This is a genomic window from Leclercia sp. W6, from assembly GCF_003336345.1.
Classification (GTDB): Bacteria; Pseudomonadota; Gammaproteobacteria; order Enterobacterales; family Enterobacteriaceae; genus Enterobacter.
In genome coordinates, this window is the sequence record NZ_CP031104.1 from 567758 (window position 1) to 592305 (window position 24548).

A 24548-nucleotide genomic window follows, 5' to 3' on the forward strand; every position below is an offset into this window, starting at 1 on the left:
TATGTTTTTAAGTCAGGAAGATTTTGCCACGGTAGTGCGTTCCACGCCGCTTATCTCCATCGATTTGATTGTAGAGAACGAGCGTGGCGAGTTCCTGCTCGGACAGCGCACCAATCGTCCGGCACAGGGCTACTGGTTCGTGCCGGGTGGGCGGGTGCAGAAAGATGAGACGCTGGAAAATGCCTTTGCGCGTCTGTCGCAGGCGGAGCTGGGGCTCCGTCTGCCGATGACGGCAGGGCAGTTCTACGGGGTCTGGCAGCACTTCTATGACGACAACTTTTCCGGCACCGATTTCACCACCCACTATGTGGTGCTCGGTTTTCGCCTGAAGGTGAATCAGGCAGAGCTGCATCTGCCTGATGCGCAGCATGACGACTATCGCTGGCTGACGCCCGACGCGCTGCTGGCAAGCGATAACGTCCATGACAACAGCCGGGCCTATTTTCTGAAGCAGGCCGGAGTGCCGGGCTTATGAAAATTCTCGTATACGGCATTAACTACTCGCCGGAGCTGACCGGGATCGGTAAGTACACCGGCGAGATGGTGGAGTGGATGGCCCGCCAGGGCCATGAGGTGCGGGTCATTACCGCACCGCCTTATTATCCGGAGTGGCAGGTGGACGAACACTATTCCAGCTGGCGCTACCGCCGCGAAGAGGGGGCCGCGACCGTCTGGCGCTGTCCGCTATACGTGCCAAAGCAGCCCTCGACCTTAAAGCGTTTGATTCATCTGGGCAGCTTTGCCCTGAGCAGTTTCTTCCCGCTGATGGCGCAACGTCGCTGGAAGCCGGATCGCATTATTGGCGTGGTGCCGACCCTGTTTTGTACCCCAGGTATGCGCCTGCTGGGCAAGCTCTCAGGCGCCCGCACCCTGCTGCACATTCAGGATTACGAAGTGGATGCCATGCTGGGCCTGGGAATGGCCGGGAAAGGCAAGGGCGGCAAAGTGGCGAAACTGGCCAGCGCCTTCGAGCGTAGCAGCCTGCATAACGTCGATTACGTCTCGACCATCTCCCGCTCGATGATGAACAAAGCGCAGGAGAAGGGCGTGGCGGCGGAGAAGGTGATCTTCTTTCCAAACTGGTCGGAAGTGGCGCGTTTTCGCGACGTGACTGCTGTTGAGGCCTCGGCCCTGCGCGAGCAGCTGGGTCTGCCAGAAGCCAAAAAAATCATTCTCTATTCCGGCAACATCGGTGAGAAGCAGGGGCTTGAGAACGTTATTGATGCCGCTGAACAGCTCCGCGACCAGCCCTGGCAGTTTGTGATTGTCGGCCAGGGCGGTGGCAAAGCGCGGCTGCAAAAGTTGGCCCAGGAGCGCGGCCTGCAGAACATCACTTTCCTGCCGCTGCAGCCCTACGAGGCCTTACCGGCGCTGCTGAAGATGGCCGATTGTCATCTGGTCGTACAAAAGCGCGGCGCGGCGGATGCCGTTCTGCCCTCCAAGCTGACCAACATTCTGGCGGTGGGCGGAAATGCGGTGATCACCGCCGAAGCCCATACCGAGCTGGGCCAGCTGTGCGACACCCAGCCAGGGATCGCGGTGTGCGTCGAGCCGGAGTCGGTACCCGCCCTTGTGGCCGGGATCGAACAGGCGCTGAATATGCCCAAAGAGAACGCGATCGCGCGTGACTATGCCGAACGCACGCTCGAGAAAGAGAACGTGCTGAACCAGTTTATTGCAGATATTCGGGGATAAATCATGAATAAGAATACGTTGTACCCGGTTGTGATGGCGGGTGGCTCAGGTAGCCGGTTATGGCCACTCTCCCGCGTGCTCTATCCAAAACAGTTCCTCTGCCTGAAAGGGGAGCTCACCATGCTGCAGACCACGGTAAACCGTCTTAATGGCGTAGATTGCGAAAGCCCGGTGGTGATCTGTAATGAACAGCACCGCTTTATCGTCGCCGAGCAGCTGCGTCAACTGAACAAGCTGACCGAAAACATCATTCTTGAACCGGCCGGACGCAACACCGCCCCGGCCATCGCCCTCGCCGCGCTGGCGGCGAAGCGCAGCAGTCCCGATTGCGATCCGCTGATGCTGGTGCTGGCGGCGGATCACGTCATCCAGCAGGAAGAGGCGTTCCGCGATGCGGTGCGTGCCGCCATCCCTTATGCCGAAAGCGGCAAGCTGGTGACTTTCGGCATCGTGCCGGACCTGCCGGAGACCGGCTATGGCTATATCCGTCGCGGCAACTTCACGCCAGGGGAGGGCGACAGCCTGGCCTTTGACGTCGCGCAGTTCGTTGAGAAACCGAATCTGGAAACCGCTCAGGCCTACGTCGCCAGCGGCGAGTACTACTGGAACAGCGGTATGTTCCTGTTCCGCGCCGGACGCTATCTGGAAGAGCTGCAAAAGTATCGCCCGGACATCCTGGAAGCCTGCGAACGCGCAATGGCGACTGTCGACCCGGATCTGGACTTTATCCGCGTGGACGAAGCCGCGTTCCTAGCCTGCCCGGAGGAGTCGGTGGATTACGCGGTAATGGAACGCACCGCCGATGCGGTGGTGGTGCCGATGGATGCGGGCTGGAGCGACGTCGGCTCCTGGTCCTCACTGTGGGAGATCAGCGCCCACACGCCGGAAGGTAACGTTCATCACGGGGATGTGATCAGCCATAAAACCGAGAACAGTTATGTCTATGCCGAATCGGGCCTGGTCACCACCGTCGGCGTTAAAGATCTGGTTGTGGTACAGACCAAAGACGCGGTGCTGATTGCCGATCGCAACGCGGTGCAGGACGTCAAAAAAGTGGTGGAGCAGATCAAGGCCGATGGCCGCCATGAGCACCACATTCACCGCGAAGTCTATCGTCCGTGGGGCAAATATGACTCCATCGATGAAGGTGACCGTTATCAGGTGAAACGTATCACCGTTAAACCGGGCGAGGGGCTGTCGGTGCAGATGCATCATCACCGGGCGGAACACTGGGTAGTGGTGGCAGGTACCGCCAAAGTCACTATCGACAATGTTGAGACCCTGCTCGGTGAAAACGAATCGATTTATATCCCGCTGGGGGCGACGCACTGCCTGGAAAACCCAGGGAAAATCCCTCTCGATCTGATTGAAGTGCGCTCCGGATCGTATCTGGAAGAGGACGATATCGTCCGATTTGAAGACCGTTACGGGCGCGTATAGCGCGGCCTGAAATGCCGGATGGCGCTTCGCTTATCCGGCCTACGAAATAGACGAAATAAAAAATTAAATTGGCCCTCTCCGGGTCGGGCCAACTGTTGCCTGAAAAAGGGGTAATGATGCAAAAGTTAACCTGTTTTAAAGCCTACGACATTCGCGGCAAGCTCGGCGAAGAGCTGAATGAGGACATTGCGTGGCGCATTGGCCGCGCGTACGGCGAATATTTAAAGCCGAAAACCATCGTGCTGGGCGGCGACGTGCGTTTGACCAGCGAAGCGTTAAAGCTGGCGCTGGCTAAAGGGTTGCAGGACGCGGGCGTGGATGTGCTGGATATCGGCCTTTCCGGCACCGAAGAGATCTATTTTGCCACCTTCCATTTAGGCGTGGACGGCGGGATCGAAGTGACCGCCAGCCATAACCCGATGGACTATAACGGCATGAAGCTGGTGCGCGAGGGTGCGCGCCCGATCAGCGGCGATACCGGCCTGCGCGACGTACAGCGTCTGGCGGAAGCCAACGACTTCCCACCAGTGAACGAGTCAACGCGCGGTAGCTATAAGAAAATCGATCTGCGTGATGCTTACATCGATCACCTGCTGGGCTACATCAATGTGGCGAACCTCAAACCGCTGAAGCTGGTCATCAACTCCGGCAACGGCGCCGCAGGCCCGGTGGTGGATGCCCTGGAAGCGCGCTTTAAAGAACTGAACGTGCCGGTCACCTTCGTCAAAGTGCACAACACCCCGGACGGTACCTTCCCGAACGGTATTCCAAACCCGCTGCTGCCGGAGTGCCGCGACGATACCCGCAACGCGGTGATCGAGCACGGTGCCGATATGGGCATCGCCTTTGACGGCGACTTCGACCGCTGCTTCCTGTTCGACGAAAAGGGGCAGTTTATCGAGGGCTACTATATCGTCGGCCTGCTGGCGGAAGCCTTCCTCGAGAAAAACCCTGGCTCGCGCATTATTCATGACCCGCGCCTCTCCTGGAATACGGTGGATGTGGTCTCCGCAGCAGGCGGCACGCCGGTGATGTCCAAAACCGGTCACGCCTTTATCAAAGAGCGGATGCGCGAAGAAGACGCGATTTATGGCGGCGAGATGAGCGCCCATCACTACTTCCGCGATTTTGCCTACTGCGACAGCGGGATGATCCCGTGGTTGCTGGTGACCGAGCTGCTGTGCCTGAAGGGCCAGTCGCTGGGTGAACTGGTGCGCGACCGCATGGCGGCCTTCCCGGCGAGCGGGGAGATCAACAGCACGCTGGCGGCACCTGCCGAGGCGATTGCCCGCGTGGAGCACCACTTTGCCCTGCACGCGCTGGAGATCGACCGTACCGACGGTATTAGCATGACCTTCCCGCAGTGGCGCTTCAACCTGCGCTCGTCGAACACCGAGCCGGTGGTGCGCCTGAACGTGGAATCCCGTGCCGATGCGGCGCTGATGGCGGCGCGAACACAGGACATTATGGCGCTGTTGAATCAGTAACCTTTCCCCCTCTCCCGTTGGGGGAGGGGGCCCTGAAACAGGAACAACGATGACAAATCTAAAAAAGCGCGAGCGAGCCAAAACGAATGCATCGTTAATCTCTATGGTGCAGCGTTTTTCTGATATCACCATCATGTTCGGTGGGTTGTGGATGGTGTGTAAAATCAGCGGGCTGCCGTTCCTCTACATGCATCTGCTGATGGCGCTGATCGCGCTGGTGGTCTTCCAGATGATCGGCGGGATGACCGACTTCTACCGCTCATGGCGGGGCGTCAAGATCGCCACCGAGCTACTGCTGCTGTTGCAGAACTGGACCTTAAGCCTGGTCTTCAGCTTCGGGCTGGTGGCCTTCAATAATGACTTTGATAATCGCTTTGCCACCTATTTCGCCTGGTATCTGTTAACCAGCGTGGGGATGGTAGTCTGCCGCTCGCTTATTCGCTTTGGCGCGGGCTGGCTGCGTAACCGCGGCTACAACACCCGCCGGGTGGCGGTGGCCGGGAGCCTGCCGGCCGGGCTGGCACTGCTTGACGGTTTTCGCAAAGAGCCATGGCTGGGCTTTGACGTGGTGGGCGTTTATCACGACGCGCAGCCTGGCGGCGTATCCGCTGACTGGGCCGGGAACTATTCTCAACTGATTGACGATGCCAAAGCAGGCAAAATTCATAACGTCTATATCGCCATGCCGATGAGCGACGAGGCCCGTATCAAAACCCTGATGCGTAAGCTGGCGGATACCACCTGCTCGGTGATCCTCATCCCGGACGTGTTCACCTTTAACATCCTGCATTCCCGTATCGAAGAGGTGAACGGCGTGCCGGTGGTGCCCCTGTATGACACGCCGCTCTCCGGGCTCAACCGGGTGCTCAAGCGCGTGGAGGACATCGTTCTTTCATCCCTGATCCTGCTGCTGATCTCCCCGGTGCTGTGCGCCATTGCGCTGGCGGTGAAGCTCACCTCAAAGGGGCCGGTGATCTTCCGCCAGACCCGCTACGGCATGGACGGTAAGCCGATCATGGTGTGGAAATTCCGCTCCATGAAGGTGATGGAGAACGACGAGGTAGTGACCCAGGCAACGCAAAACGACCCGCGCGTCACCCGCGTGGGTAACTTCCTGCGCCGCACCTCGCTTGATGAACTGCCGCAGTTTATCAATGTGTTTACCGGTGGCATGTCCATTGTCGGCCCACGCCCGCATGCGGTGGCCCATAACGAGCAGTATCGTCAGCTTATCGAAGGTTACATGCTGCGCCACAAGGTGAAGCCGGGGATCACCGGCTGGGCGCAGATCAACGGCTGGCGCGGCGAAACTGACACCCTGGAGAAGATGGAAAAACGCATTGAGTTCGACCTGGAGTACATCCGCGAGTGGAGCCTCTGGTTCGATATCAAAATCGTTTTCCTGACCGTCTTCAAGGGCTTCGTGAACAAAGCGGCGTACTGACATGAGCTTACGTGAAAAAACCCTTAGCGGGGCAAAGTGGTCGGCTATCGCCACGGTGATCATCATCGGCCTTGGGCTGGTGCAGATGACGGTGCTGGCGCGCATTATTGATAATCACCAGTTTGGCCTGTTGACCGTCTCGCTGGTGATTATCGCCCTCGCTGATACGCTGTCAGATTTCGGCATCGCCAACTCCATTATTCAGCGCAAAGAGTTTAGCCAGCTGGAGCTGACCACCCTCTACTGGCTGAACGTCGGCCTCGGCATCCTGGTGTTCGTGGCGCTGTTCCTGCTGAGCGATGCCATTGCCCTGGCGCTGAACAACCCGGAGCTGGCGCCGCTGATGCGTACGCTGTCGTTCGCGTTTGTGGTGATCCCCCACGGACAGCAGTTTCGCGCGCTGATGCAAAAGGAGCTTGAGTTCAGCAAGATCGGCATGATCGAGACCAGCTCGGTGCTGGCCGGATTTACCTTTACCGTGATCAGCGCCCATTTCTGGCCGTGGGCGTTAACCGCCATCCTCGGGTATCTGGTTAACTCTGCCGTGCGCACGCTGCTGTTTGGCTACTTCGGGCGCAAGATCTACCGTCCGGGCTTCCACTTCTCACTCGCATCGGTGTCATCCAACCTGCGCTTCGGCGCCTGGCTGACCGCCGACAGCATCATCAACTATGTGAATACCAACCTCTCTACCCTGGTACTGGCGCGTATTCTCGGCGCCAGCGTGGCGGGTGGCTATAACCTGGCGTACAACGTGGCGGTGGTGCCGCCGATGAAGCTCAACCCGATCATCACCCGCGTGCTGTTCCCGGCGTTCGCTAAAATTCAGGACGATACCGACAAGCTCAGGCTCAACTTCTACAAGCTACTGTCGGTGGTGGGGATCATTAACTTCCCGACGCTGCTGGGGCTGATGGTGGTCTCCGGCAATCTGGTGCCCCTGGTGTTTGGTGAGAAGTGGCTGAGCATTGTGCCGATCCTGCAACTGCTGTGTGTGGTGGGGCTGTTGCGCTCCGTCGGCAACCCGATTGGATCGCTGCTGATGGCAAAAGCCCGCGTCGACATCAGCTTTAAATTCAACGTATTCAAAACTTTCCTGTTTATTCCGGCGATCGTTATTGGCGGCCATCTGGCCGGCGCGATGGGCGTCACGCTGGGCTTCCTGCTGGTGCAGATCGTCAACACCATCCTGAGCTACTTCGTGATGATTAAGCCAGTGCTGGGCTCCAGCTATCGCCAGTACATCCTGAGCCTGTGGCTGCCGTTTTACCTCTCACTGCCAACGCTGGCGGTGAGCTATGGCTTAGGGCTGGCCCTGAAAGGCCATCTGCCGCTGGCGGCGTTGCTGGCGGTGCAGGTCGCCGCGGGCGCCCTGGCCTTCGCGGTGATGATTGTGCTGTCGCGGAACGCGCTGGTGGTGGAGATCAAGCGCCAGTTCTGCCGCAACGAAAAGATGAAAACGCTGCTTCGCGCAGGTTAATTATTTCCTCCCCCTCTCCGCTGGGGAGGGGAATTTTTTAAGAGGTTATTATGAAATTATTGATTCTGGGCAACCATACCTGTGGCAACCGTGGTGACAGCGCCATTCTGCGCGGCCTGCTTGATGCGATTTACGCCCTGTCTCCGGAGACAGAAGTGGATGTGATGAGCCGTTACCCGGTCAGCTCCTCCTGGCTGCTGAACCGCCCGGTGATGGGCGATCCGCTCTACAGCCAGATGAAGCAGCATAACAGCGCCGCGGGCATGATGGGCCGCGTGAAAAAGGTGCTGCGCCGTCGCTATCAGCATCAGGTCCTGCTGTCACGGGTGACCGACACCGGTAAGCTGCGCAACATCGCCATCGCCCAGGGCTTTACCGATTTTGTCCGCCTGCTCTCCGGCTACGATGCCATCATCCAGGTGGGGGGATCCTTCTTCGTTGATCTCTACGGCGTGCCGCAGTTCGAGCATGCGCTCTGCACCTTTATGGCGAAAAAGCCGCTGTTTATGGTCGGCCACAGCGTCGGACCGTTCCAGGATCCCCAGTTCAACCAGCTGGCGAACTACGTATTTGGTCACTGTGACGCGCTGATCCTGCGCGAGTCGGTGAGCCTGAATCTGATGCAGCGCAGCGAGATCGACACAAGCAAGGTAGAGCAAGGAGTGGATACCGCCTGGCTGGTGGATCATCAGGAAGCGAATTTCACCCCCAGCTATGCCGTGCAGCATTGGCTGAACGTGGCGGCGCAGCAGAAGACTGTCGCCATCACTCTGCGTGAGCTGGCCCCGTTTGATAAGCGTCTGGGCACCACTCAGGCGGCCTATGAGAAAGCCTTTGCCGAGGTGGTTAACCGGGTGCTGGACAGCGGCTATCAGGTGCTGGCGCTCTCCACCTGTACCGGGATCGACAGCTATAACAAAGATGACCGCATGGTGGCGCTCAACCTGCGCCAGCACGTCAGCGATCCGTCCCGCTACCACGTAGTGATGGACGAACTTAACGATCTGGAGATGGGCAAGCTGCTGGGGGCGTGCGATCTGACCGTAGGCACACGTCTGCATTCGGCGATCATTTCGATGAACTTCGGTACGCCAGCAATCGCCATTAACTACGAACACAAGTCCGCCGGGATCATGCAGCAGCTGGGTATGCCTGAGATGGCGGTGGATATTCGCCATCTGCTGGATGGCTCCCTTGGCGCGATGGTGGGTGACACCCTGGGCCAGCTGCCCGCCATCAACGAACGCCTGGCGGTAGCGGTGAAAGCTGAACGTGAAAACGGCATCAAAATGGTGAAATCGGTGCTGGATCGGGTCGGGGAGGGCAAATGAAGGTTGGTTTCTTCTTACTGAAATTCCCGCTCTCGTCCGAAACCTTTGTGCTGAACCAGATCACCGCGTTTATTGATATGGGTTATGACGTGGAGATCGTCGCCCTGCAAAAGGGCGACACGCAAAATACCCACGCCGCATGGACGCAGTACGACCTGGCCAGCAAAACCCGCTGGTTACAGGATGAGCCGCAGGGCCGGCTTGCGAAACTGCGCTACCGCGCCCGCCAGACTCTGCGCGGGCTGCACCGTCCCGGCACATGGAAGGCGCTGAACGTCTCCCGCTATGGCGCCGAGTCGCGCAACCTGATCCTCTCCGCCATTTGCGGCCAGACGCTGCGTCCCTGGCGTGCGGATGTGTTTATCGCCCACTTCGGCCCGGCAGGCGTCACGGCGGCCAAGCTGCGCGAGTTGGGCGTTATTGAGGGGAAAATCGCTACCGTCTTTCACGGGATCGATATCTCCAGCCGGGAGGTATTGGCGCACTATACCCCTGAGTATCAACGCCTGTTTCAGCGCGGCGATATGATGCTGCCGATAAGCGATCTCTGGGCCGGACGTCTCAAAAATATGGGCTGCCCGCCCGAGAAAATTACCGTCTCACGCATGGGCGTGGATATGCAGCGCTTTACCCAACGTCCTGTCAAGGCACCGGGAAGCCCGCTGCAGATCATCTCCGTGGCGCGTTTGACCGAGAAAAAAGGGCTGCACGTGGCGATCGAAGCCTGCCGCCAGCTGAAAGCGCGCGGAGTGGATTTTCACTATCGCATTCTCGGTATTGGCCCCTGGGAACGTCGTCTGCGTACCCTGATCGAACAGTATGAGCTGGAGGCGTATGTCGAGATGCCGGGGTTCAAGCCCAGCCATGAGGTTAAAGCCATGCTGGATGCTGCCGACCTCTTTTTGCTCCCGTCAGTCACCGGCACGGATGGCGATATGGAAGGGATCCCGGTGGCGCTGATGGAAGCCATGGCAGTAGGCATACCGGTCGTTTCCACGGTGCATAGCGGTATTCCGGAACTGATCGAACCAGGCCATTCCGGCTGGCTGGTGGAGGAGAATAACCCGGAGGCACTGGCCACGCAGCTGGAGCGCTTCGCCGCGCTGGATGACCATGCGCTCTCGCCCGTGCTGCACAATGCGCGGCGGAAAGTGGAGACCGATTTTAATCAACACCTGATCAACCGGCAGTTAGCCACTCTGCTACAGACGCTTTAAAAAGGGAGGCGATATGCCGAAAGAGATGACGCGACGCGCGTTTGTCACCGCCTGTTCCGTGCTGGCGGCCGCGCCGCTGGTCGGCGTTCGGGCCGCCAAAAACGCTGTCACGGTGGAGATCAGCCGGTATGACCTTCGTGACGGCATTGCCGCATTTAAGAAGGCCTTTACCGAGGGTGATACCGTCGTGGTACCTGCGGACGTCACCTGCGAAAACATCAACGCCGCCATTTTTATTCCGGAGGGCAAAACCCTGCGTATTCTCGGTGCGATGACCGGCAATGGCCGCGGGCGGCTGGTATTGCAGGATGGCAGCAAGGTAATCGGAGAGGGGAAGGGACGCAGCGAAAACATTACCCTCGACGTGCGCGGTTCTGACTGCGTGATCCAGGGCCTGGCGATGAGCGGATATGGCCCGGTGACCCAGATTTACATTGGCGGTAAACAAAAGCGGGTGATGCGTAATCTGCTGATCGACAACCTGCGGGTCACTAAAGCCAACTATGCGATCCTGCGCCAGGGGTTTCATAACCAGATGGATGGCGTAAAGATTACCAACTGTCATTTCAGCTACCTGCAGGGTGACGCCATCGAATGGAACGTGGCGATTAATGACAAAAACATCCTCATCTCAGACCACGTGATCGACCATATCGACTGCACCAACGGGAAAATTAACTGGGGTATCGGCATCGGTCTGGCGGGCAGTACCTACGACAACAACTACCCTGAAGACCAGACGGTAAAGAACTTCGTGGTGGCCAATATTACCGGGAGCAATTGTCGCCAGCTGGTGCATGTTGAAAACGGCAAACACTTTATCATTCGTAATGTTAAGGCCCGCAATATCACCCCGGACTTCAGTAAGAAAGCTGGTATTGATAACGCAACGGTTGCGATATATGGCTGCGATAATTTTGTCATCGATAATGTTGAGATGACCGATAGCGCCGGGATGTTAATTGGCTACGGCGTGATTAAAGGCGACTATTTATCGATACCGCAGAATTTTCGCCTCAACAATATTCATCTGGATAACCAGAAACTTGCACGAAAGTTGCGCGGAATACAGATCTCCTCCGGCAATAAAACCTCGTTCGTGGCCCTCACCAACCTTGAAATGAAGCGCGCCTCTCTGGAGTTCCATAATAAACCTCAGCATCTTTTTATGCGCAATATCAACGTGATGCAGGATGCAGACAGGGGCCCAGCCCTTAAGCTGAATTTCGATCTGCGTAAAGATGTGCGTGGGAAATTTATGGCGCGAGACGAGACGCTGCTTTCGCTGGCGAACATTAACGCGGTTAATGAAAAAGGACAAAGTTCGGTCGATATCGACCGAATTGACCATCATACGATCAATACGGAACGGCTGAATTTTAACCTGCCGAAGCGCTAAATATTAACCAGACAACATTTTGCGAGGATTCCTGGAATTAAAGGGCGAGTATTCGGATTGCATCTGCTGGAATTTACGCTGTAATTGCGTAACATCATCTCCAGATTTGTAGCAATTCGTGCTGGCGAAACCAGGCTAAAGGGCTATAATTCGGCAACCATTTTAAGGTGGAAGAAATATGATTAATTTGAAAGCAGTCATTCCGGTAGCCGGTCTCGGCATGCATATGCTCCCGGCCACAAAAGCCATTCCTAAAGAGATGCTGCCGATCGTTGACAAGCCGATGATTCAGTACATCGTCGACGAGATTGTTGCTGCAGGGATCAAAGAAATCGTTCTGGTTACGCACTCCTCCAAGAATGCGGTAGAAAACCACTTCGACACCTCCTACGAACTTGAAGCCCTTCTGGAGCAGCGCGTTAAGCGTCAGCTGTTGGCGGAAGTGCAGTCCATCTGCCCACCGGGCGTGACCATTATGAACGTTCGCCAGGCGCAGCCGCTGGGGCTGGGCCACTCTATTCTGTGCGCGCGTCCTGTAGTGGGGGATAACCCGTTCGTGGTCGTCCTGCCCGATATCATTCTGGACAACGCCTCTGCCGATCCGCTGCGCTACAACCTGGCGGCAATGGTGGCGCGTTTCAACGAGACGGGCCGTAGCCAGGTGCTGGCGAAGCGCATGAAAGGCGATCTGTCTGAATACTCCGTTATTCAGACCAAAGAGCCATTGGATACTGAGGGTAAAGTCAGCCGTATCGTTGAATTTATCGAGAAGCCGGATCAACCGCAGACGCTTGATTCCGATCTGATGGCCGTGGGCCGCTATGTGCTGAACGCAGAAATCTGGGCTGAACTGGAGCGTACCGAGCCAGGCGCCTGGGATCGTATTCAGCTGACGGATGCTATCGCTGAGCTGGCGAAAAAGCAGTCTGTGGACGCTATGCTGATGACCGGCGACAGCTACGACTGCGGTAAGAAACTGGGATACATGCAAGCCTTTGTTCAGTATGGCCTGCGTAACCTGAAAGAAGGGCAGAAGTTCCGCGAAAGCATGACGAAGCTCTTAAATAACAATTAACCGTTGTTCGTCGTAATCTGAACGGCAGTGGATCATTCCGGGCTTTCATAGGCCATGTGAATGACACTGCCGTTTCTTTTTTTAAATAAATTCCTAATTTTCAGTGAGTTAACTGCTGTCTTTTTGTTTTATTAGCCCTATTTTTCCCTTGTTTCTGCCAGCATTTAAGACGACAATTATTAATTGATTTGCGCGCCACCCTGTTGCCATTATGCTGGGGTCTGGCGGCGAAATAGCTCATAATGACCACGTTCAGTGCACTGGTAGCTGTTAAGCCAGGGGCGGTAGCGTGTCTGATTTCTGTTCAGGCTGTAATAGCAGCTACAGAATGTGACCATCCTGATATCAATTAACGGAAAAGAACGCGTGAAAATTCTTGTTACTGGCGGTGCGGGTTTCATCGGCTCTGCGGTTGTACGACATATTATTCAAAATACCCAGGATTCAGTGGTTAATGTCGATAAATTGACCTACGCCGGTAACCTGGAATCTCTTGCTGACGTGAGTAACAGCCCTCGTTACGCTTTTGAGCATGCGGACATTTGCGATAAAACGGCGATGGACCGTATTTTTGCCGAGCATAAGCCTGATGCGGTGATGCATCTGGCGGCAGAAAGCCACGTTGATCGCTCCATTACCGGACCGGCTGCGTTTATCGAGACCAATATTGTCGGTACCTACGTGCTGCTGGAGGCGGGCCGTGCATACTGGTCTACGCTTGGCGAAAAGGCGAAAAAAGCCTTCCGCTTCCATCACATCTCCACGGATGAAGTTTACGGCGATCTGCCGCACCCGGACGAGCATCCAGCCTCGACAGCACTGCCGCTATTCACTGAAACGACGGCATACGCACCGAGCAGCCCTTATTCGGCTTCTAAGGCATCCAGCGATCACCTCGTTCGCGCATGGTTACGTACCTACGGTTTCCCGACTATTGTGACCAACTGCTCCAATAACTACGGTCCTTATCACTTCCCGGAAAAACTGATCCCGCTGGTGATCCTCAACGCGCTGGAGGGGAAAGCGCTGCCGATTTATGGCAAGGGCGATCAGATCCGCGACTGGCTCTATGTTGAGGATCACGCTCGCGCGCTTTACACCGTGGTGACCCAGGGTAAACCGGGCGAAACGTACAACATCGGTGGTCATAACGAGAAGCAGAACCTGGATGTGGTGCATACCATCTGCGATCTGCTGGACGAGATTGTGCCGAAAGAGGGCTCGTATCGCGATCAGATCACCTACGTGACTGACCGTCCGGGTCATGACCGTCGTTATGCAATCGATGCCGATAAGATTAGCCAGACGTTGGGCTGGAAGCCGCAAGAGACCTTTGAGAGCGGCATCCGTAAAACGGTAGAGTGGTATTTAAATAATACTGAATGGTGTCGTCGTGTGCAGGACGGTAGCTATCAACGTGAACGTTTAGGACTGGAATAAGATGAAAGGTATCATTCTTGCAGGTGGGTCAGGTACAAGACTTTATCCTATCACGATGGGAATATCTAAACAGTTACTACCTGTTTATGACAAACCGATGATTTACTACCCGTTATCAGTTCTGATGCTTGCGGGCATAAGAGATATTTTAATTATTACCACCCCCGAAGATCAGCAAGGATTTGTCAGACTACTAGGAGATGGCAGCCAGTTCGGCATTAACTTATCTTTTGCCGTTCAACCATCTCCTGATGGGCTGGCACAAGCTTTTATTATTGGGGAGAAATTCATTGGCAATGATTCAGTCTGCCTGGTGTTAGGAGATAACATCTTCTTTGGTCAAGGTTTTACACCGAAATTACGAAGTGCTGCTGAGCGGACCTCGGGGGCAACCGTTTTTGGGTACCAGGTCATGGATCCTGAACGCTTTGGTGTGGTTGAGTTTGACTGTAACTTTAAAGCGTTAAGTATTGAAGAAAAACCAGTTCACCCTAAATCCAACTGGGCTGTGACAGGTTTATATTTCTATGATAATAGCGTTGTAGATATTGCTAAAACGATAAAACCTTCCGCCCGGGGGGAAATTGAAATTACGTCGGTCAATGAAGTCTACCTCAGAAGCAACTTGTTAACCGTTGAATTATTAGGTCGAGGATTTGCATGGCTTGATACGGGCACGCACGATAGTTTAATTGAAGCTGGCAGCTTTGTAGAAACAGTGCAAAAGCGACAGGGAATGATGGTTGCTTGCCCTGAAGAAATTGCCTGGAGGAATGGTTGGTTAACAAATAATGATGTGTTTTCTCTCGGAAAAAAAATAGAAAAAAACAGTTACGGGCAATATCTTATTAATTTAGTGAAAAAATATGAAAATTGAAATATTACCGTTCCAGAAGCATGGTGATGAGCGTGGTATGCTTGTTGCCCTTGAACAGATCAAAAACGTACCGTTTGAAATTAAACGGGTCTATTACATGTTTGGAACTAAAGAAAATGTGCGAAGAGGTTTTCATGCACATAAAGAACTAAGACAGCTTGCGATAGTGGTCAGAGGCTCTTGCTATTTTCATTTAGATGATGGTGTTGAGAAAGTTGATGTTCTTTTAAATGATCCTGCGCAAGGATTACTTATTGAGCCCGCAATTTGGCACGAAATGTACAACTACTCTGACGACTGCATCCTTCTGGTTCTCGCCAGCGATGTATATGATGAAAGCGACTATATCAGAAACTATGACGCTTTTCTGGAGTCATTAAAGCATGAATCTGCATAAACTGAGTGATGTACAATCCAGCAACATTGGCGAAAATACTAATGTCTGGCAATTTTCGGTAATACTGCCAGGCGCTGTTATTGGCGATGATTGTAATATTTGTGCACATACTTTTATTGAGAATGATGTGCTAATAGGAAATCGCGTAACAGTAAAATCTGGTGTATATATCTGGGATGGAGTTACGCTTGAAGATGATGTGTTTATCGGTCCATGCGTTGCGTTTACAAATGATAAAAAACCAAGGTCGAAAGTTTATCCAGAGCAATTTTCGCGAATCATTGTGAAAAAAGGTGCTTCAATTGGCGCAAATGCAACAATTCTTCCTGGGGTAGTTATTGGGGAAGGGGCAATGGTAGGTGCAGGCGCTGTAGTAACTAAGGATGTGCCAGCAAATACAACAGTCGTAGGCAATCCAGCAAGAATTTTAGGGGAGAAGTAATAATGGTTGACTTTCTGAATTTAAAAAAAATTAATAATTGTTATGAAAGAGAGCTAAAAGAAGCATGTGCGCGAGTTATCGACTCCGGTTGGTACATCATGGGTTCTGAACTTCAAAATTTTGAAAAAGAATATGCAAAATGGTGTGGAGTAAAACATGCGATTGGCGTGGCAAATGGCTTGGATGCGCTGATATTAGTGCTTCGCGCCTGGAAAGAGATGGGTAAACTAAAGGCTGGTGATGAGGTTATCGTTCCTGCGAATACTTATATTGCATCAATTTTAGCAATCACCCAGAATGATTTAACCCCTGTACTAGTTGAGCCTGATCCTGCGACATTCAATTTGAGTGTTGAGGGAATTAATAAAGCGATCACCTCTAAAACCAAAGCTATTTTACCTGTACATTTGTATGGGCGAATCACACCAATGAAAGAGGTTATGGAGATTGCCTCAGCAAATGATTTGTTGGTGCTTGAAGATTGCGCTCAGTCTCATGGCGCGGAAATTGATAGTAAAAAATGTGGCTCATGGGGGGATGCTGCTGGCTTCAGTTTCTATCCCGGCAAGAATCTGGGTGCCCTTGGCGATGCGGGTGCGATAACAACAAATGACGACGAGTTAGCTCAGGTGCTGTTAGCGCTCAGAAATTATGGTTCACACGTTAAATATCAGAATAAATATAAAGGGATTAATAGCCGTCTTGACGAAATTCAGGCTGCTATGCTCTCTGTGAAGTTAAAGTATCTGGATAAAGAAACATCACGGCGCCGTGAAATTGCACGTAAGTACCTGACAACTATCAATAATTCGCTTATAACTCTTCCAGAAATTAGCGAAGAACAGAATCTAGAACATGTGTGGCACCTTTTTGTTATCAAAACGAGCCAGAGACAAGCTTTGAAAGACTATCTAGATAAAAATCAGGTTCAAACCCTTATTCATTATCCTATTCCACCACATCTGCAAATGGCATATGAAGAAATGAAGCATTTAACTTTGCCAATTTCTGAAACACTGCATAGCAGTGTACTATCCATCCCTATGGATCCAACCATGACCGATTCCGATGTTGATCATGTTATTAGTACAATTAATGGATGGGTACTTTGAGTTTTGCAAAAGTAACAATACTGAGTGGGGTTATTACCTGTTTTAGACTAGCATGTGGGCTTCTTATTTCTAAAGTTGTTGCAATTTATACGGGCCCTGCGGGAATATCTAACTTGGGGCAATTACAGAATTTTGTAACCTTTATTAATGGTTTTATCTCATCACAAGTTTCACAGGGAATTAACCGCTACTCAGCTGAGCACAAAGATAATTATGAGAAGGCTCAGCCATACTGGCGAGCCGCTATAAAGCTATCAACAGTTGCTTGCTGTTTCATTATGTGCCTGGGGATCCTCTCTTCAGGTTTTTTGGCTGAATACCTTTTTCATAATAGAGAATTCTACTGGCTGATAATATTGGCGTTAATGGTTTTGCCACTAAATATTATTAATAGTATATTCTTAGGAGTATTGAACGGGTTAAGTGATTATAATCGTTTTTTTCTGGCTAATATTTTGGCAATTGCCTCATCTGTGATCTCTATGACAGGTCTGGTATATTTTTTAGGACTAAAAGGTGCTTTGATTGCTGCTGCTTTAAATAATGCCATTGCCGGGTTTTGGCTTATCATAATTATACTAAAAAAACCTTGGTTTCAGTTTAAATACTGGTATGGCACAGCGCCAAAACAGCAAGTCAGTGAAATGAGTAAATATTTCGCTATGGGAATTATCGGCGCTTTAACAGGGCCTATTTCTCTAATTGTTGTGCGAACTATATTAACAAATGATTTCTCTCTGGAATACTCAGGGTACTGGCAGGCAGTTAGTAAAATTTCGGAAGCCTACCTTGCAGTGTTAACTACTGCGATGACGGTTTACTATTTTCCCAAAACAGCAGCAGCTAAAACAGTTTCTGAGCATTTAAGTATTTTAAAAACGGGTGCTCGATTAGTCGTGCCTTTATCACTTATGATGGCATTGACAATTTTTTATTTAAAAGATTTTATTATCAGTTTCCTATTTACAAAGGATTTCCAGCGTGCTAGTGGGCTTTTTTTCTATCAAAACATAGGGGACTTTTTCAGAATCTGTAGTTGGTTATTTGCAACAATTTTACTAGCGAAAGGTTACTTTGCAATCAACGCAACTTTAGAAATATCTTTCTCAATTCTCTATCCTCTCTTGACCAAGCTATTTATTATAAATAATGGTTTTGAAGGAGTAAGTATGGCTTATTGTTCAACATATTTAATTTATCTTGTTGCAACTGCTGCCATCTATTTTTGGCATGTGAAATATAAAGTGGAATTAAATAATGAGGATAGATAGTGAAGATTTGAGCGTCATTATACCGGCGTATAATGAAGAAAAAAATATCCTTACCATTTTAAATAAGCTCGATCAACAGTCGCTTAACGGGTTTCGTGTAATAGTAGTAGATGATGGTTCAGTCGATAATACAGCAGCGCTAGTTGCATCATACAAGCCAAAGCAATTCATATTACATTTGCTTAGGCAAGAGAACAAAGGGGCGGCTCGGGCTCGTGAAAATGCTATCCGTGTTAGTCGATCGAAATTTATTGCCGTAATCGATAGCGATGACAGATTGGCCAATGATTCCCTGGAAAATGCCTTTACTCCAATCATTAATGACCCTACTATTGATATTTCCTTATTTCATTTGAACTATGTCAATCCGGATGATAATGAAATTACTGGGAGTTTTGTCTGTTATACAGCGAACAAAAAGTTAAAGGGAAAAGATGTTTTTGCAAATTGCATTAGAGCATGGGGAGTACATGCTTTTGGTATTTATAACAGAGAAATGTTTTTACGGGCTTACGAAACTTACAACGACATCAATAAAGATGGCATGAATTATCTTAACAATGATGAGGTTATTTCACGTATCTCCTTTGATTTAGCTAATAAAATATATCTTTCTGATGGGAACTATTACTTCGTCAATAACGTAAATTCTACAACACGAAGAATAAATCACAATTATTATAAAGTTTTGCATAACGCCTTCTATATATTGGACTATATTGAGAAGAATAAGGGTGCCCCTAATTATAATTTATTAATAAATGATGCGTATGCTTTGATTATCAGTACCATGTGGGGCGTCTCAGTTCGCTATTTTAAATGGCGTAAGTTGTTATCCGATAGAGACCGTGGGCAATGGCATTCCTTGCTTCATAAGTCAATAAGTCGCTTGTCTAAAGATAAAAAAAGCAGAACTGTCCTGCTCTCAAAAAAAAGCAAATTACAATTAACTTTATTGAGTATTATGTTCTAATATGGATAATATTTTAGTTACTATTATCGTTGCGAGTTACAACGCAGAAAAATATATTGAAGAAACTTTAGAGTCGTGTATTAATCAAAGTTATAAATTTATCCAAATAATCATTGCTGATGATTGTTCAAAAGATAATAGCGTTGAAATAATCGAAAGCTGGCTTAATGATAAAAAAGAAACTCACCCAGATATTGAGTGTATTTTCGTGAGGAGCCAAGAGAATAGAGGAATACCTGCTAATTTTAATAATGGACTTAAGCATGCTAAAGGCAAATGGATTAAATGTATTGGTTCTGACGATATATTATTAAATGATGCTGTGGAAAAATTCATTCAAGAATTAAATGGCATTCCGTCGGGTCAGAATTATGGTGCGTTCTTTACCTATTTTGAAACTTTTGGAAACGATATCGTATTATCCAGTAAATACCCATTGTCGTGGACTAGAGATATTAGCAAAATGCGCCCATCTAAATTCAAACAGGGTTTAGCGAATATCCATTTCAATAATATGGCCCCCGGAGCTTTTATTAATCGTAAATATTTTACTGAATTTGATGAGCGTTATCGTTTGCTTGAAGATCTTCCACATTGGTTAAAACTTATTGATAATAATATCAAAACTGATTTTTTAGATTTTACAAGTGTTCTTTATCGAGTACACAACGCGCAAGCTACCTCACGAAATTCCAACATAAACGTGTATTTGTATAAGGATTTAGTTTTCCTGAATGAGATGAGGCTAAGCGATAAACACTATGTTGCATATTTACATAATAAATTGAATTTATATTTATCATTTAATAATATTCGTTATTTTAAATATCTAAAAGTATTAAATCCGATGAATGTCATCATTGCTCTCTATGAGAAGGTTCGTAGATAATGTTTATACTGATTAACGTTATCCCATTATTATTGTTTTCATTGATCTGGGGGCGATTTAACACAGGATCAAAACAAGTCATCAGGTCAACCATTTGGGGCGTGCTGATAATTTCTTTTACAGCTTTTTACATCAATGGAGTGGACTGGAGTATTTATTACAGCAGGTTTTTGAATGATGATGATTTATATTTAGCCTTTGAACCTGGGTTTGTTATCTTCTTTAAATTATTGTTGTTTCTTTCAGGGAATAACTTTGGTATTGCGATATTGTTATTTTATATGTTCGTATTTACCATGTTGGGTTATAACCTGACGAAGGTTAAAATTAACGAACCACTTTTTATTTCTGCCTTATTAATGGTATTCGGTTACACATTAATATTAGAGCAACTGCGTCAATTTATTGCCTGTGTAATAATATTCGCAATAATAATAAATTATTGCAAGTCACATTCCTTGCCACGGCTTATTATTGGTACGATAATCGCGGCCTCAATGCACGTATCAGCGCTCATAATTATACCTGCCATATTATTATGTAAAATCAAGAATAGGAAAATATTTATCGCTGTTACTGTTTCATCAATATCACTGTTCGCTTTCTTATTGATTTTTGGAGCCGGTTTAGTTGCTTTTCTTGCTCAGTTCAATTTTGCCTTTAAAAAAATTCTCTTCTATATCGAGCAAAACCCTATTTCCATCCAATTTGGTTGGCTAAATATTTTGACTTTTTTATATGTTGTTTTTTATATTTACTATTCTTACCAGATTGAAAAAAAGCAAGAGCTACTATTGCTCAACCGCATTATTTTTGTTGGAGCCGTGATTTATTTGTATAGCGGAGCTATAACTTTCTTGGCAAGGGTAACATTTTACTTCATCTTTATCGCTATTTTTGTTTTTACTCTTTATGCCAAAGAATCCTACAGGCGTATATTTGAAGTCAAAAGTTACAACACTTTATTTCTTAATTTATATTTCTTTACCTTTTTAGTGTTCTGTTTCTTCTCCTATTTTCGCAATACCTCAGCTCCGGTTTCATTTATTAATCTAAATTATTATACTGCGGCAGTTTTTGATGAGCGAGAAATAGGAAGAATAGCGAATGTGGTACTGGATAAGGCGCTAGGCGGAGAATCAAACAATGTTCAATAAAAGGTTGCTCTTTGTAATCACTGGATTGGGACTCGGTGGTGCTGAAAGACAATTATGCATTCTTGCTGATAAATTTTATCAACGCGGCTACGAAGTTATGATCTTAACTCTTGGCGGGGAAATCGTAGTACGGCCAGAAGAGAAAAATATCAAAGTTATTAATCTGAACTTAAATAAAACGCCTCTTTCTTTTTTTAAAACACTTTTTGAATGCCGTAATATAATCAAGGATTATCAGCCATCAATAGTGCATAGCCATATGTTTCATGCAAATATTTTAATGAGAATGGTTGGGTTACTGTTCAAAAAAGATTATAAACTCATTTGCACTGCGCACAGTAAAAATGAAGGCGGAGCATTACGCATGCTAATATACCGCCTTACTGATAAATTATCCGATATTAGTACGAATGTTAGCAAAGAAGCACTTGAAGCTTTCATTCAAAGAAAAGCCTTTTCAAAATTTAATTCAGATGTAGTCTATAACGGTATTGATATTGACAAATTTAATTTTAACAGCGAGAGTAGAGTTACTTTCAGACATCAACTTAATATTAAAGAAAATGAAAAAGTAATTCTTGCAGTTGGTCGATTAACCGAAGCTAAAGATTACCCCAATCTCATTACTGCATTTCATCAATTGCCTGATTATTTCAAAATGGTTATTATCGGTGAAGGTGATCAGCGTAATAATATTGAAAAACTTATAACTAGTCTAAATTTAAGTTCGCGCGTAACGCTCTTGGGAAGTATTAATTCTGTCAGTGATTATTATTCAGCGTGCGACCTGTTTGTATTATCTTCACGGTGGGAAGGTTTTGGATTAGTTGTTGCAGAAGCTATGGCCTGTAAATCTATTGCTGTATGTACAGATGCCGGTGGAGTTAAAGAAGTTGTTGGCGACGCTAAGTATGTTGTACCGATTTCTGATTCTCAAGCTTTAGCAACTAAAATACTTGAAATGAGCGCGTTAAGCGAAGCGCAAAAGAATCTTATCGGAAATCAAAACCGCGACCATATCATCAAAAATTTCTCTATCACTTCCGTAGTGGATCGCTGGTTGAGCATTTACAAATCAAAACAGGTAGTTAAATGAAAATATTGCTCATTGGCAACCAAGCTAGCACCATTATTCTTTTCCGAAAAAAATTGATAGAACAACTAGTATCAAAGGATATCAGTGTTCATATTCTTACCATGGATAATGACAGAGAAAAGTTCTTACAAATTTCCCAGCTCGGCGCTACACCAGAGCAATATATTTTTTCACGTTCAGGCATGAATCCCCTGTCTGATATGGTTAATACTGTCTCACTATCCAAAAAAATAAAGCAAATCAATCCTGACGTTGTTTTTTGTTTTTTCCCAAAGCCAGTGATTTTTGGTACGCTTGCAGCCAAATTGGCTGGTGTTAAGTATATTTATAATTTGCTAGAAGGCCTAGGTTTTTGTTACACTGCTCATAAGAAAAAAGATTCTTTTAAAAAGCGAATCTTAAAACATATCCAGACGTTTCTCTATAAATTGACTTTACCTCGATCCAAAAAGGTACTTTTTCTTAATCCTGACGATTATTGTGACTTAATCATACATAATAAGATTGCAATATCGGATTTCGAAATTATTGGTGGTATTGGTGTCAATCTCAACGAGTACTCTTACAGCTTGCCTGATAAAACTTCCCTTCATTTTGGAATGGTATCACGTCTTTTAGTTGAAAAGGGCGTGCGAGAGTTTGTTGAGGCAGCAAAAATCGTTAAAGAAAAATATCCAGAAGTTAAATTCAGCATCGCTGGTGCAATCGATGATAACCCGGGAGGCATTACCCGGGAACAACTTAACGTCTGGAAAAAAGAAGGTCATGTTGATTTTTTAGGACAAATATCTGATGTGAAAGGGTATTTGACTGAATTAAGTGTTTTTGTTCTGCCTTCTTATCGTGAAGGTATTCCTCGTAGTACGCAGGAAGCAATGTCTATTGGTCGGCCTGTTATTACTACCGATGTCCCGGGTTGCCGGGAAACCATAAATCATGGCTTAAATGGTTTTATGATTCCACCCTGGAACGTTGAATCGCTGGCAGAAGCAATGATAAATTTCATTGTGAATCCGCAACAGGTTATATCGATGGGTAAAGAAAGCCGACGTATGGCTGAAGAAAAATTTGATGAAAACGTAGCAACCGATAAGTTGATAAGTATTTTATTGAGTAATAATTGATGTTGCTTCACTAGATTACTACTGTATATGAAATATCGCGCATATGAAATTATTTCAACTGATAATTATACCATCATGAGATAAGGTTAAGAATTATATGGCTATTCTTGTTACAGGTGGACTGGGTTACATAGGGTCGCACACAGTTGTTGCTCTCCTTGAAAAAGGAGAAGAGGTTATCATTATTGATGATTTATCAAACTCTTCTTTTGAATCATTAAAAAGAATAAAATTAATCACTGGTGTTGAACCTTTATTTTATAAAGGTGATATATTAGATAGAGCATTGCTGCAAAAGATATTTTCCGAGAATGACATCACTGACGTGATCCATTTTGCTGGTTTAAAATCAGTTGGTGAATCTGTCTCAAAACCACTTAAATATTATCAGGTCAATATTGCAGGCAGCTTATGCTTATTTGATGAAATGATAAATGCTGGCGTTAACCATTTAATTTTCAGTTCATCCGCAACGGTTTACGGAGAGCCAGAGACTATCCCTTTAACCGAATCTTGCCGAACCGGAGGAACAACAAATCCTTACGGTACGTCCAAATTAATGGTCGAAAAAATACTTTCTGATTTATCTTTTGCATGTTCGGGTTTAAATATTACCGTGCTGCGCTATTTCAATCCTGTTGGTGCACACCCTTCAGGGGAAATGGGTGAAGATCCTAATGGCATTCCCAATAACCTGATGCCTTATATTTGCCAGGTCGCGATAGGTAAACGTGATCATCTTTCTGTTTACGGAAGTGATTATCCGACAAAAGACGGTACCGGTGTACGTGACTTTATCCATGTTATGGATCTTGCTGAAGGACATGTTGCTGCATTAAAACGCCGTCCCGGAGCGCCTAATTTCAATGTTTATAATCTTGGAACAGGAAAAGGATATTCTGTACTCGAACTCCTGGAAGCCTTCAGGCATGCCACCTCCGTATCAGTACCCTATGTGTTGAGTGACAGGCGTCCGGGTGACATTGCTGAATGTTGGTCAGATCCCTCAAAAGCGCGAGTGGAGCTTGGCTGGGAAGCGAAGCGGGATCTGCCTGAAATGATGAGAGACGCGTGGAACTGGCAGAAGAAGAATCCGAACGGTTTCAAAAGCAACTGATAATAAAAGAGCATCTTACGACACCAGTAAACATTATTGGATTTCTGCATCCTGAGTTAACATAAGTCCAACATTGAACTGCGTT

22 protein-coding genes are annotated in these 24548 nt (G+C 48.2%); all 22 read left to right on the forward strand.

What is annotated here, in order from left to right; translation table 11 throughout:
- Position 1: 1 nt before the first annotated feature.
- The 22 genes from DVA43_RS02745 (at position 2) to galE (ending at position 24463) form a co-directional block, all read left to right on the forward strand.
- Positions 2–475: a GDP-mannose mannosyl hydrolase gene (locus DVA43_RS02745; protein ID WP_114314509.1), complete on the forward strand. Its 474-nt coding sequence runs from the start codon at positions 2–4 to the stop codon at positions 473–475.
- Complete coding sequence (wcaI, locus tag DVA43_RS02750) at positions 472–1695, forward strand: colanic acid biosynthesis fucosyltransferase WcaI (protein WP_114314510.1); 1224 nt, start codon at positions 472–474, stop codon at positions 1693–1695. The genes DVA43_RS02745 and wcaI overlap by 4 nt, the downstream gene beginning before the upstream one ends.
- 3 nt (positions 1696–1698) lie before the next feature.
- On the forward strand, positions 1699–3135 hold the full coding sequence (cpsB, locus tag DVA43_RS02755; RefSeq protein WP_114314511.1) for a mannose-1-phosphate guanyltransferase: 1437 nt from the start codon (positions 1699–1701) through the stop codon (positions 3133–3135).
- 116 nt (positions 3136–3251) lie between these two features.
- Positions 3252–4622, forward strand: coding sequence for a colanic acid biosynthesis phosphomannomutase CpsG (cpsG, locus tag DVA43_RS02760; protein ID WP_103825085.1), 1371 nt, complete (start codon positions 3252–3254; stop codon positions 4620–4622).
- Positions 4623–4671: 49 nt separating this feature from the next.
- Entirely contained in the window at positions 4672–6066 is a 1395-nt protein-coding gene (wcaJ, locus tag DVA43_RS02765) for an undecaprenyl-phosphate glucose phosphotransferase (protein ID WP_103825086.1), read from the forward strand.
- A 1-nt stretch (position 6067) separates the two neighbouring features.
- On the forward strand, positions 6068–7546 hold the full coding sequence (wzxC, locus tag DVA43_RS02770; RefSeq protein ID WP_114314512.1) for a colanic acid undecaprenyl disphosphate flippase WzxC: 1479 nt from the start codon (positions 6068–6070) through the stop codon (positions 7544–7546).
- Positions 7547–7596: 50 nt separating this feature from the next.
- Positions 7597–8877: a colanic acid biosynthesis pyruvyl transferase WcaK gene (gene wcaK / locus DVA43_RS02775; RefSeq protein ID WP_114314513.1), complete on the forward strand. Its 1281-nt coding sequence runs from the start codon at positions 7597–7599 to the stop codon at positions 8875–8877.
- A complete protein-coding gene (wcaL, locus tag DVA43_RS02780; RefSeq protein WP_114314514.1) occupies positions 8874–10094 on the forward strand; it encodes a colanic acid biosynthesis glycosyltransferase WcaL in 1221 nt (406 codons plus the stop codon). Before wcaK ends, wcaL begins: the two co-directional genes overlap by 4 nt.
- A 13-nt stretch (positions 10095–10107) precedes the next feature.
- Positions 10108–11493, forward strand: a complete 1386-nt coding sequence (gene wcaM, locus DVA43_RS02785) for a colanic acid biosynthesis protein WcaM (RefSeq protein WP_114314515.1) — start codon at positions 10108–10110, stop codon at positions 11491–11493.
- 178 nt (positions 11494–11671) lie between these two features.
- Entirely contained in the window at positions 11672–12568 is an 897-nt protein-coding gene (gene galF / locus DVA43_RS02790; protein ID WP_103826470.1) for a GalU regulator GalF, read from the forward strand.
- 366 nt (positions 12569–12934) lie between these two features.
- On the forward strand, positions 12935–14008 hold the full coding sequence (gene rfbB, locus DVA43_RS02795; RefSeq protein ID WP_114317060.1) for a dTDP-glucose 4,6-dehydratase: 1074 nt from the start codon (positions 12935–12937) through the stop codon (positions 14006–14008).
- A 1-nt stretch (position 14009) separates the two neighbouring features.
- Positions 14010–14885: a glucose-1-phosphate thymidylyltransferase RfbA gene (gene rfbA / locus DVA43_RS02800; protein ID WP_114314516.1), complete on the forward strand. Its 876-nt coding sequence runs from the start codon at positions 14010–14012 to the stop codon at positions 14883–14885.
- The gene (locus DVA43_RS02805; RefSeq protein ID WP_114314517.1) at positions 14875–15282 is read left to right on the forward strand and encodes an FdtA/QdtA family cupin domain-containing protein; all 408 of its coding nucleotides are present in this window, start codon (positions 14875–14877) and stop codon (positions 15280–15282) included. The genes rfbA and DVA43_RS02805 overlap by 11 nt, the downstream gene beginning before the upstream one ends.
- Positions 15269–15724: an acyltransferase gene (locus DVA43_RS02810; protein WP_114314518.1), complete on the forward strand. Its 456-nt coding sequence runs from the start codon at positions 15269–15271 to the stop codon at positions 15722–15724. Before DVA43_RS02805 ends, DVA43_RS02810 begins: the two co-directional genes overlap by 14 nt.
- Before the next feature lie 2 nt (positions 15725–15726).
- Positions 15727–16836 (forward strand): DegT/DnrJ/EryC1/StrS aminotransferase family protein, encoded by a 1110-nt coding sequence (locus tag DVA43_RS02815; protein WP_114314519.1) that lies wholly within the window; start codon positions 15727–15729, stop codon positions 16834–16836.
- The gene (locus DVA43_RS02820; protein WP_114314520.1) at positions 16824–18107 is read left to right on the forward strand and encodes an O-antigen translocase; all 1284 of its coding nucleotides are present in this window, start codon (positions 16824–16826) and stop codon (positions 18105–18107) included. Before DVA43_RS02815 ends, DVA43_RS02820 begins: the two co-directional genes overlap by 13 nt.
- The gene (locus DVA43_RS02825; protein WP_114314521.1) at positions 18094–19080 is read left to right on the forward strand and encodes a glycosyltransferase family 2 protein; all 987 of its coding nucleotides are present in this window, start codon (positions 18094–18096) and stop codon (positions 19078–19080) included. Before DVA43_RS02820 ends, DVA43_RS02825 begins: the two co-directional genes overlap by 14 nt.
- A gap of 1 nt (position 19081) precedes the next feature.
- A complete protein-coding gene (locus tag DVA43_RS02830; RefSeq protein ID WP_114314522.1) occupies positions 19082–19969 on the forward strand; it encodes a glycosyltransferase in 888 nt (295 codons plus the stop codon).
- Positions 19969–21126 (forward strand): EpsG family protein, encoded by a 1158-nt coding sequence (locus tag DVA43_RS02835; protein WP_114314523.1) that lies wholly within the window; start codon positions 19969–19971, stop codon positions 21124–21126. The genes DVA43_RS02830 and DVA43_RS02835 overlap by 1 nt, the downstream gene beginning before the upstream one ends.
- Positions 21116–22222, forward strand: a complete 1107-nt coding sequence (locus tag DVA43_RS02840) for a glycosyltransferase (protein WP_114314524.1) — start codon at positions 21116–21118, stop codon at positions 22220–22222. Before DVA43_RS02835 ends, DVA43_RS02840 begins: the two co-directional genes overlap by 11 nt.
- Entirely contained in the window at positions 22219–23346 is a 1128-nt protein-coding gene (locus DVA43_RS02845) for a glycosyltransferase family 4 protein (RefSeq protein WP_114314525.1), read from the forward strand. The genes DVA43_RS02840 and DVA43_RS02845 overlap by 4 nt, the downstream gene beginning before the upstream one ends.
- 97 nt (positions 23347–23443) lie before the next feature.
- Complete coding sequence (galE, locus tag DVA43_RS02850; protein WP_114314526.1) at positions 23444–24463, forward strand: UDP-glucose 4-epimerase GalE; 1020 nt, start codon at positions 23444–23446, stop codon at positions 24461–24463.
- The last annotated feature ends 85 nt before the right edge of the window (positions 24464–24548 follow it).

What these genes read in the sequence shown, in the direction of transcription:
- DVA43_RS02820 (WP_114314520.1), top strand. Translation starts at nt 16,824, where the DNA reads ATGGGTACTTTGAGTTTTGCAAAAGTAACAATACTGAGTGGGGTTATT.
- wcaL (WP_114314514.1), top strand. Translation starts at nt 8,874, where the DNA reads ATGAAGGTTGGTTTCTTCTTACTGAAATTCCCGCTCTCGTCCGAAACC.
- DVA43_RS02825 (WP_114314521.1), top strand. Translation starts at nt 18,094, where the DNA reads ATGAGGATAGATAGTGAAGATTTGAGCGTCATTATACCGGCGTATAAT.
- galF (WP_103826470.1), top strand. Translation starts at nt 11,672, where the DNA reads ATGATTAATTTGAAAGCAGTCATTCCGGTAGCCGGTCTCGGCATGCAT.
- wcaJ (WP_103825086.1), top strand. Translation starts at nt 4,672, where the DNA reads ATGACAAATCTAAAAAAGCGCGAGCGAGCCAAAACGAATGCATCGTTA.
- DVA43_RS02840 (WP_114314524.1), top strand. Translation starts at nt 21,116, where the DNA reads ATGTTCAATAAAAGGTTGCTCTTTGTAATCACTGGATTGGGACTCGGT.
- DVA43_RS02815 (WP_114314519.1), top strand. Translation starts at nt 15,727, where the DNA reads ATGGTTGACTTTCTGAATTTAAAAAAAATTAATAATTGTTATGAAAGA.
- cpsG (WP_103825085.1), top strand. Translation starts at nt 3,252, where the DNA reads ATGCAAAAGTTAACCTGTTTTAAAGCCTACGACATTCGCGGCAAGCTC.
- DVA43_RS02845 (WP_114314525.1), top strand. Translation starts at nt 22,219, where the DNA reads ATGAAAATATTGCTCATTGGCAACCAAGCTAGCACCATTATTCTTTTC.
- rfbA (WP_114314516.1), top strand. Translation starts at nt 14,010, where the DNA reads ATGAAAGGTATCATTCTTGCAGGTGGGTCAGGTACAAGACTTTATCCT.
- galE (WP_114314526.1), top strand. Translation starts at nt 23,444, where the DNA reads ATGGCTATTCTTGTTACAGGTGGACTGGGTTACATAGGGTCGCACACA.
- DVA43_RS02835 (WP_114314523.1), top strand. Translation starts at nt 19,969, where the DNA reads ATGTTTATACTGATTAACGTTATCCCATTATTATTGTTTTCATTGATC.
- cpsB (WP_114314511.1), top strand. Translation starts at nt 1,699, where the DNA reads ATGAATAAGAATACGTTGTACCCGGTTGTGATGGCGGGTGGCTCAGGT.
- wcaM (WP_114314515.1), top strand. Translation starts at nt 10,108, where the DNA reads ATGCCGAAAGAGATGACGCGACGCGCGTTTGTCACCGCCTGTTCCGTG.
- wzxC (WP_114314512.1), top strand. Translation starts at nt 6,068, where the DNA reads ATGAGCTTACGTGAAAAAACCCTTAGCGGGGCAAAGTGGTCGGCTATC.
- DVA43_RS02745 (WP_114314509.1), top strand. Translation starts at nt 2, where the DNA reads ATGTTTTTAAGTCAGGAAGATTTTGCCACGGTAGTGCGTTCCACGCCG.
- DVA43_RS02810 (WP_114314518.1), top strand. Translation starts at nt 15,269, where the DNA reads ATGAATCTGCATAAACTGAGTGATGTACAATCCAGCAACATTGGCGAA.
- DVA43_RS02830 (WP_114314522.1), top strand. Translation starts at nt 19,082, where the DNA reads ATGGATAATATTTTAGTTACTATTATCGTTGCGAGTTACAACGCAGAA.
- DVA43_RS02805 (WP_114314517.1), top strand. Translation starts at nt 14,875, where the DNA reads ATGAAAATTGAAATATTACCGTTCCAGAAGCATGGTGATGAGCGTGGT.
- wcaI (WP_114314510.1), top strand. Translation starts at nt 472, where the DNA reads ATGAAAATTCTCGTATACGGCATTAACTACTCGCCGGAGCTGACCGGG.
- wcaK (WP_114314513.1), top strand. Translation starts at nt 7,597, where the DNA reads ATGAAATTATTGATTCTGGGCAACCATACCTGTGGCAACCGTGGTGAC.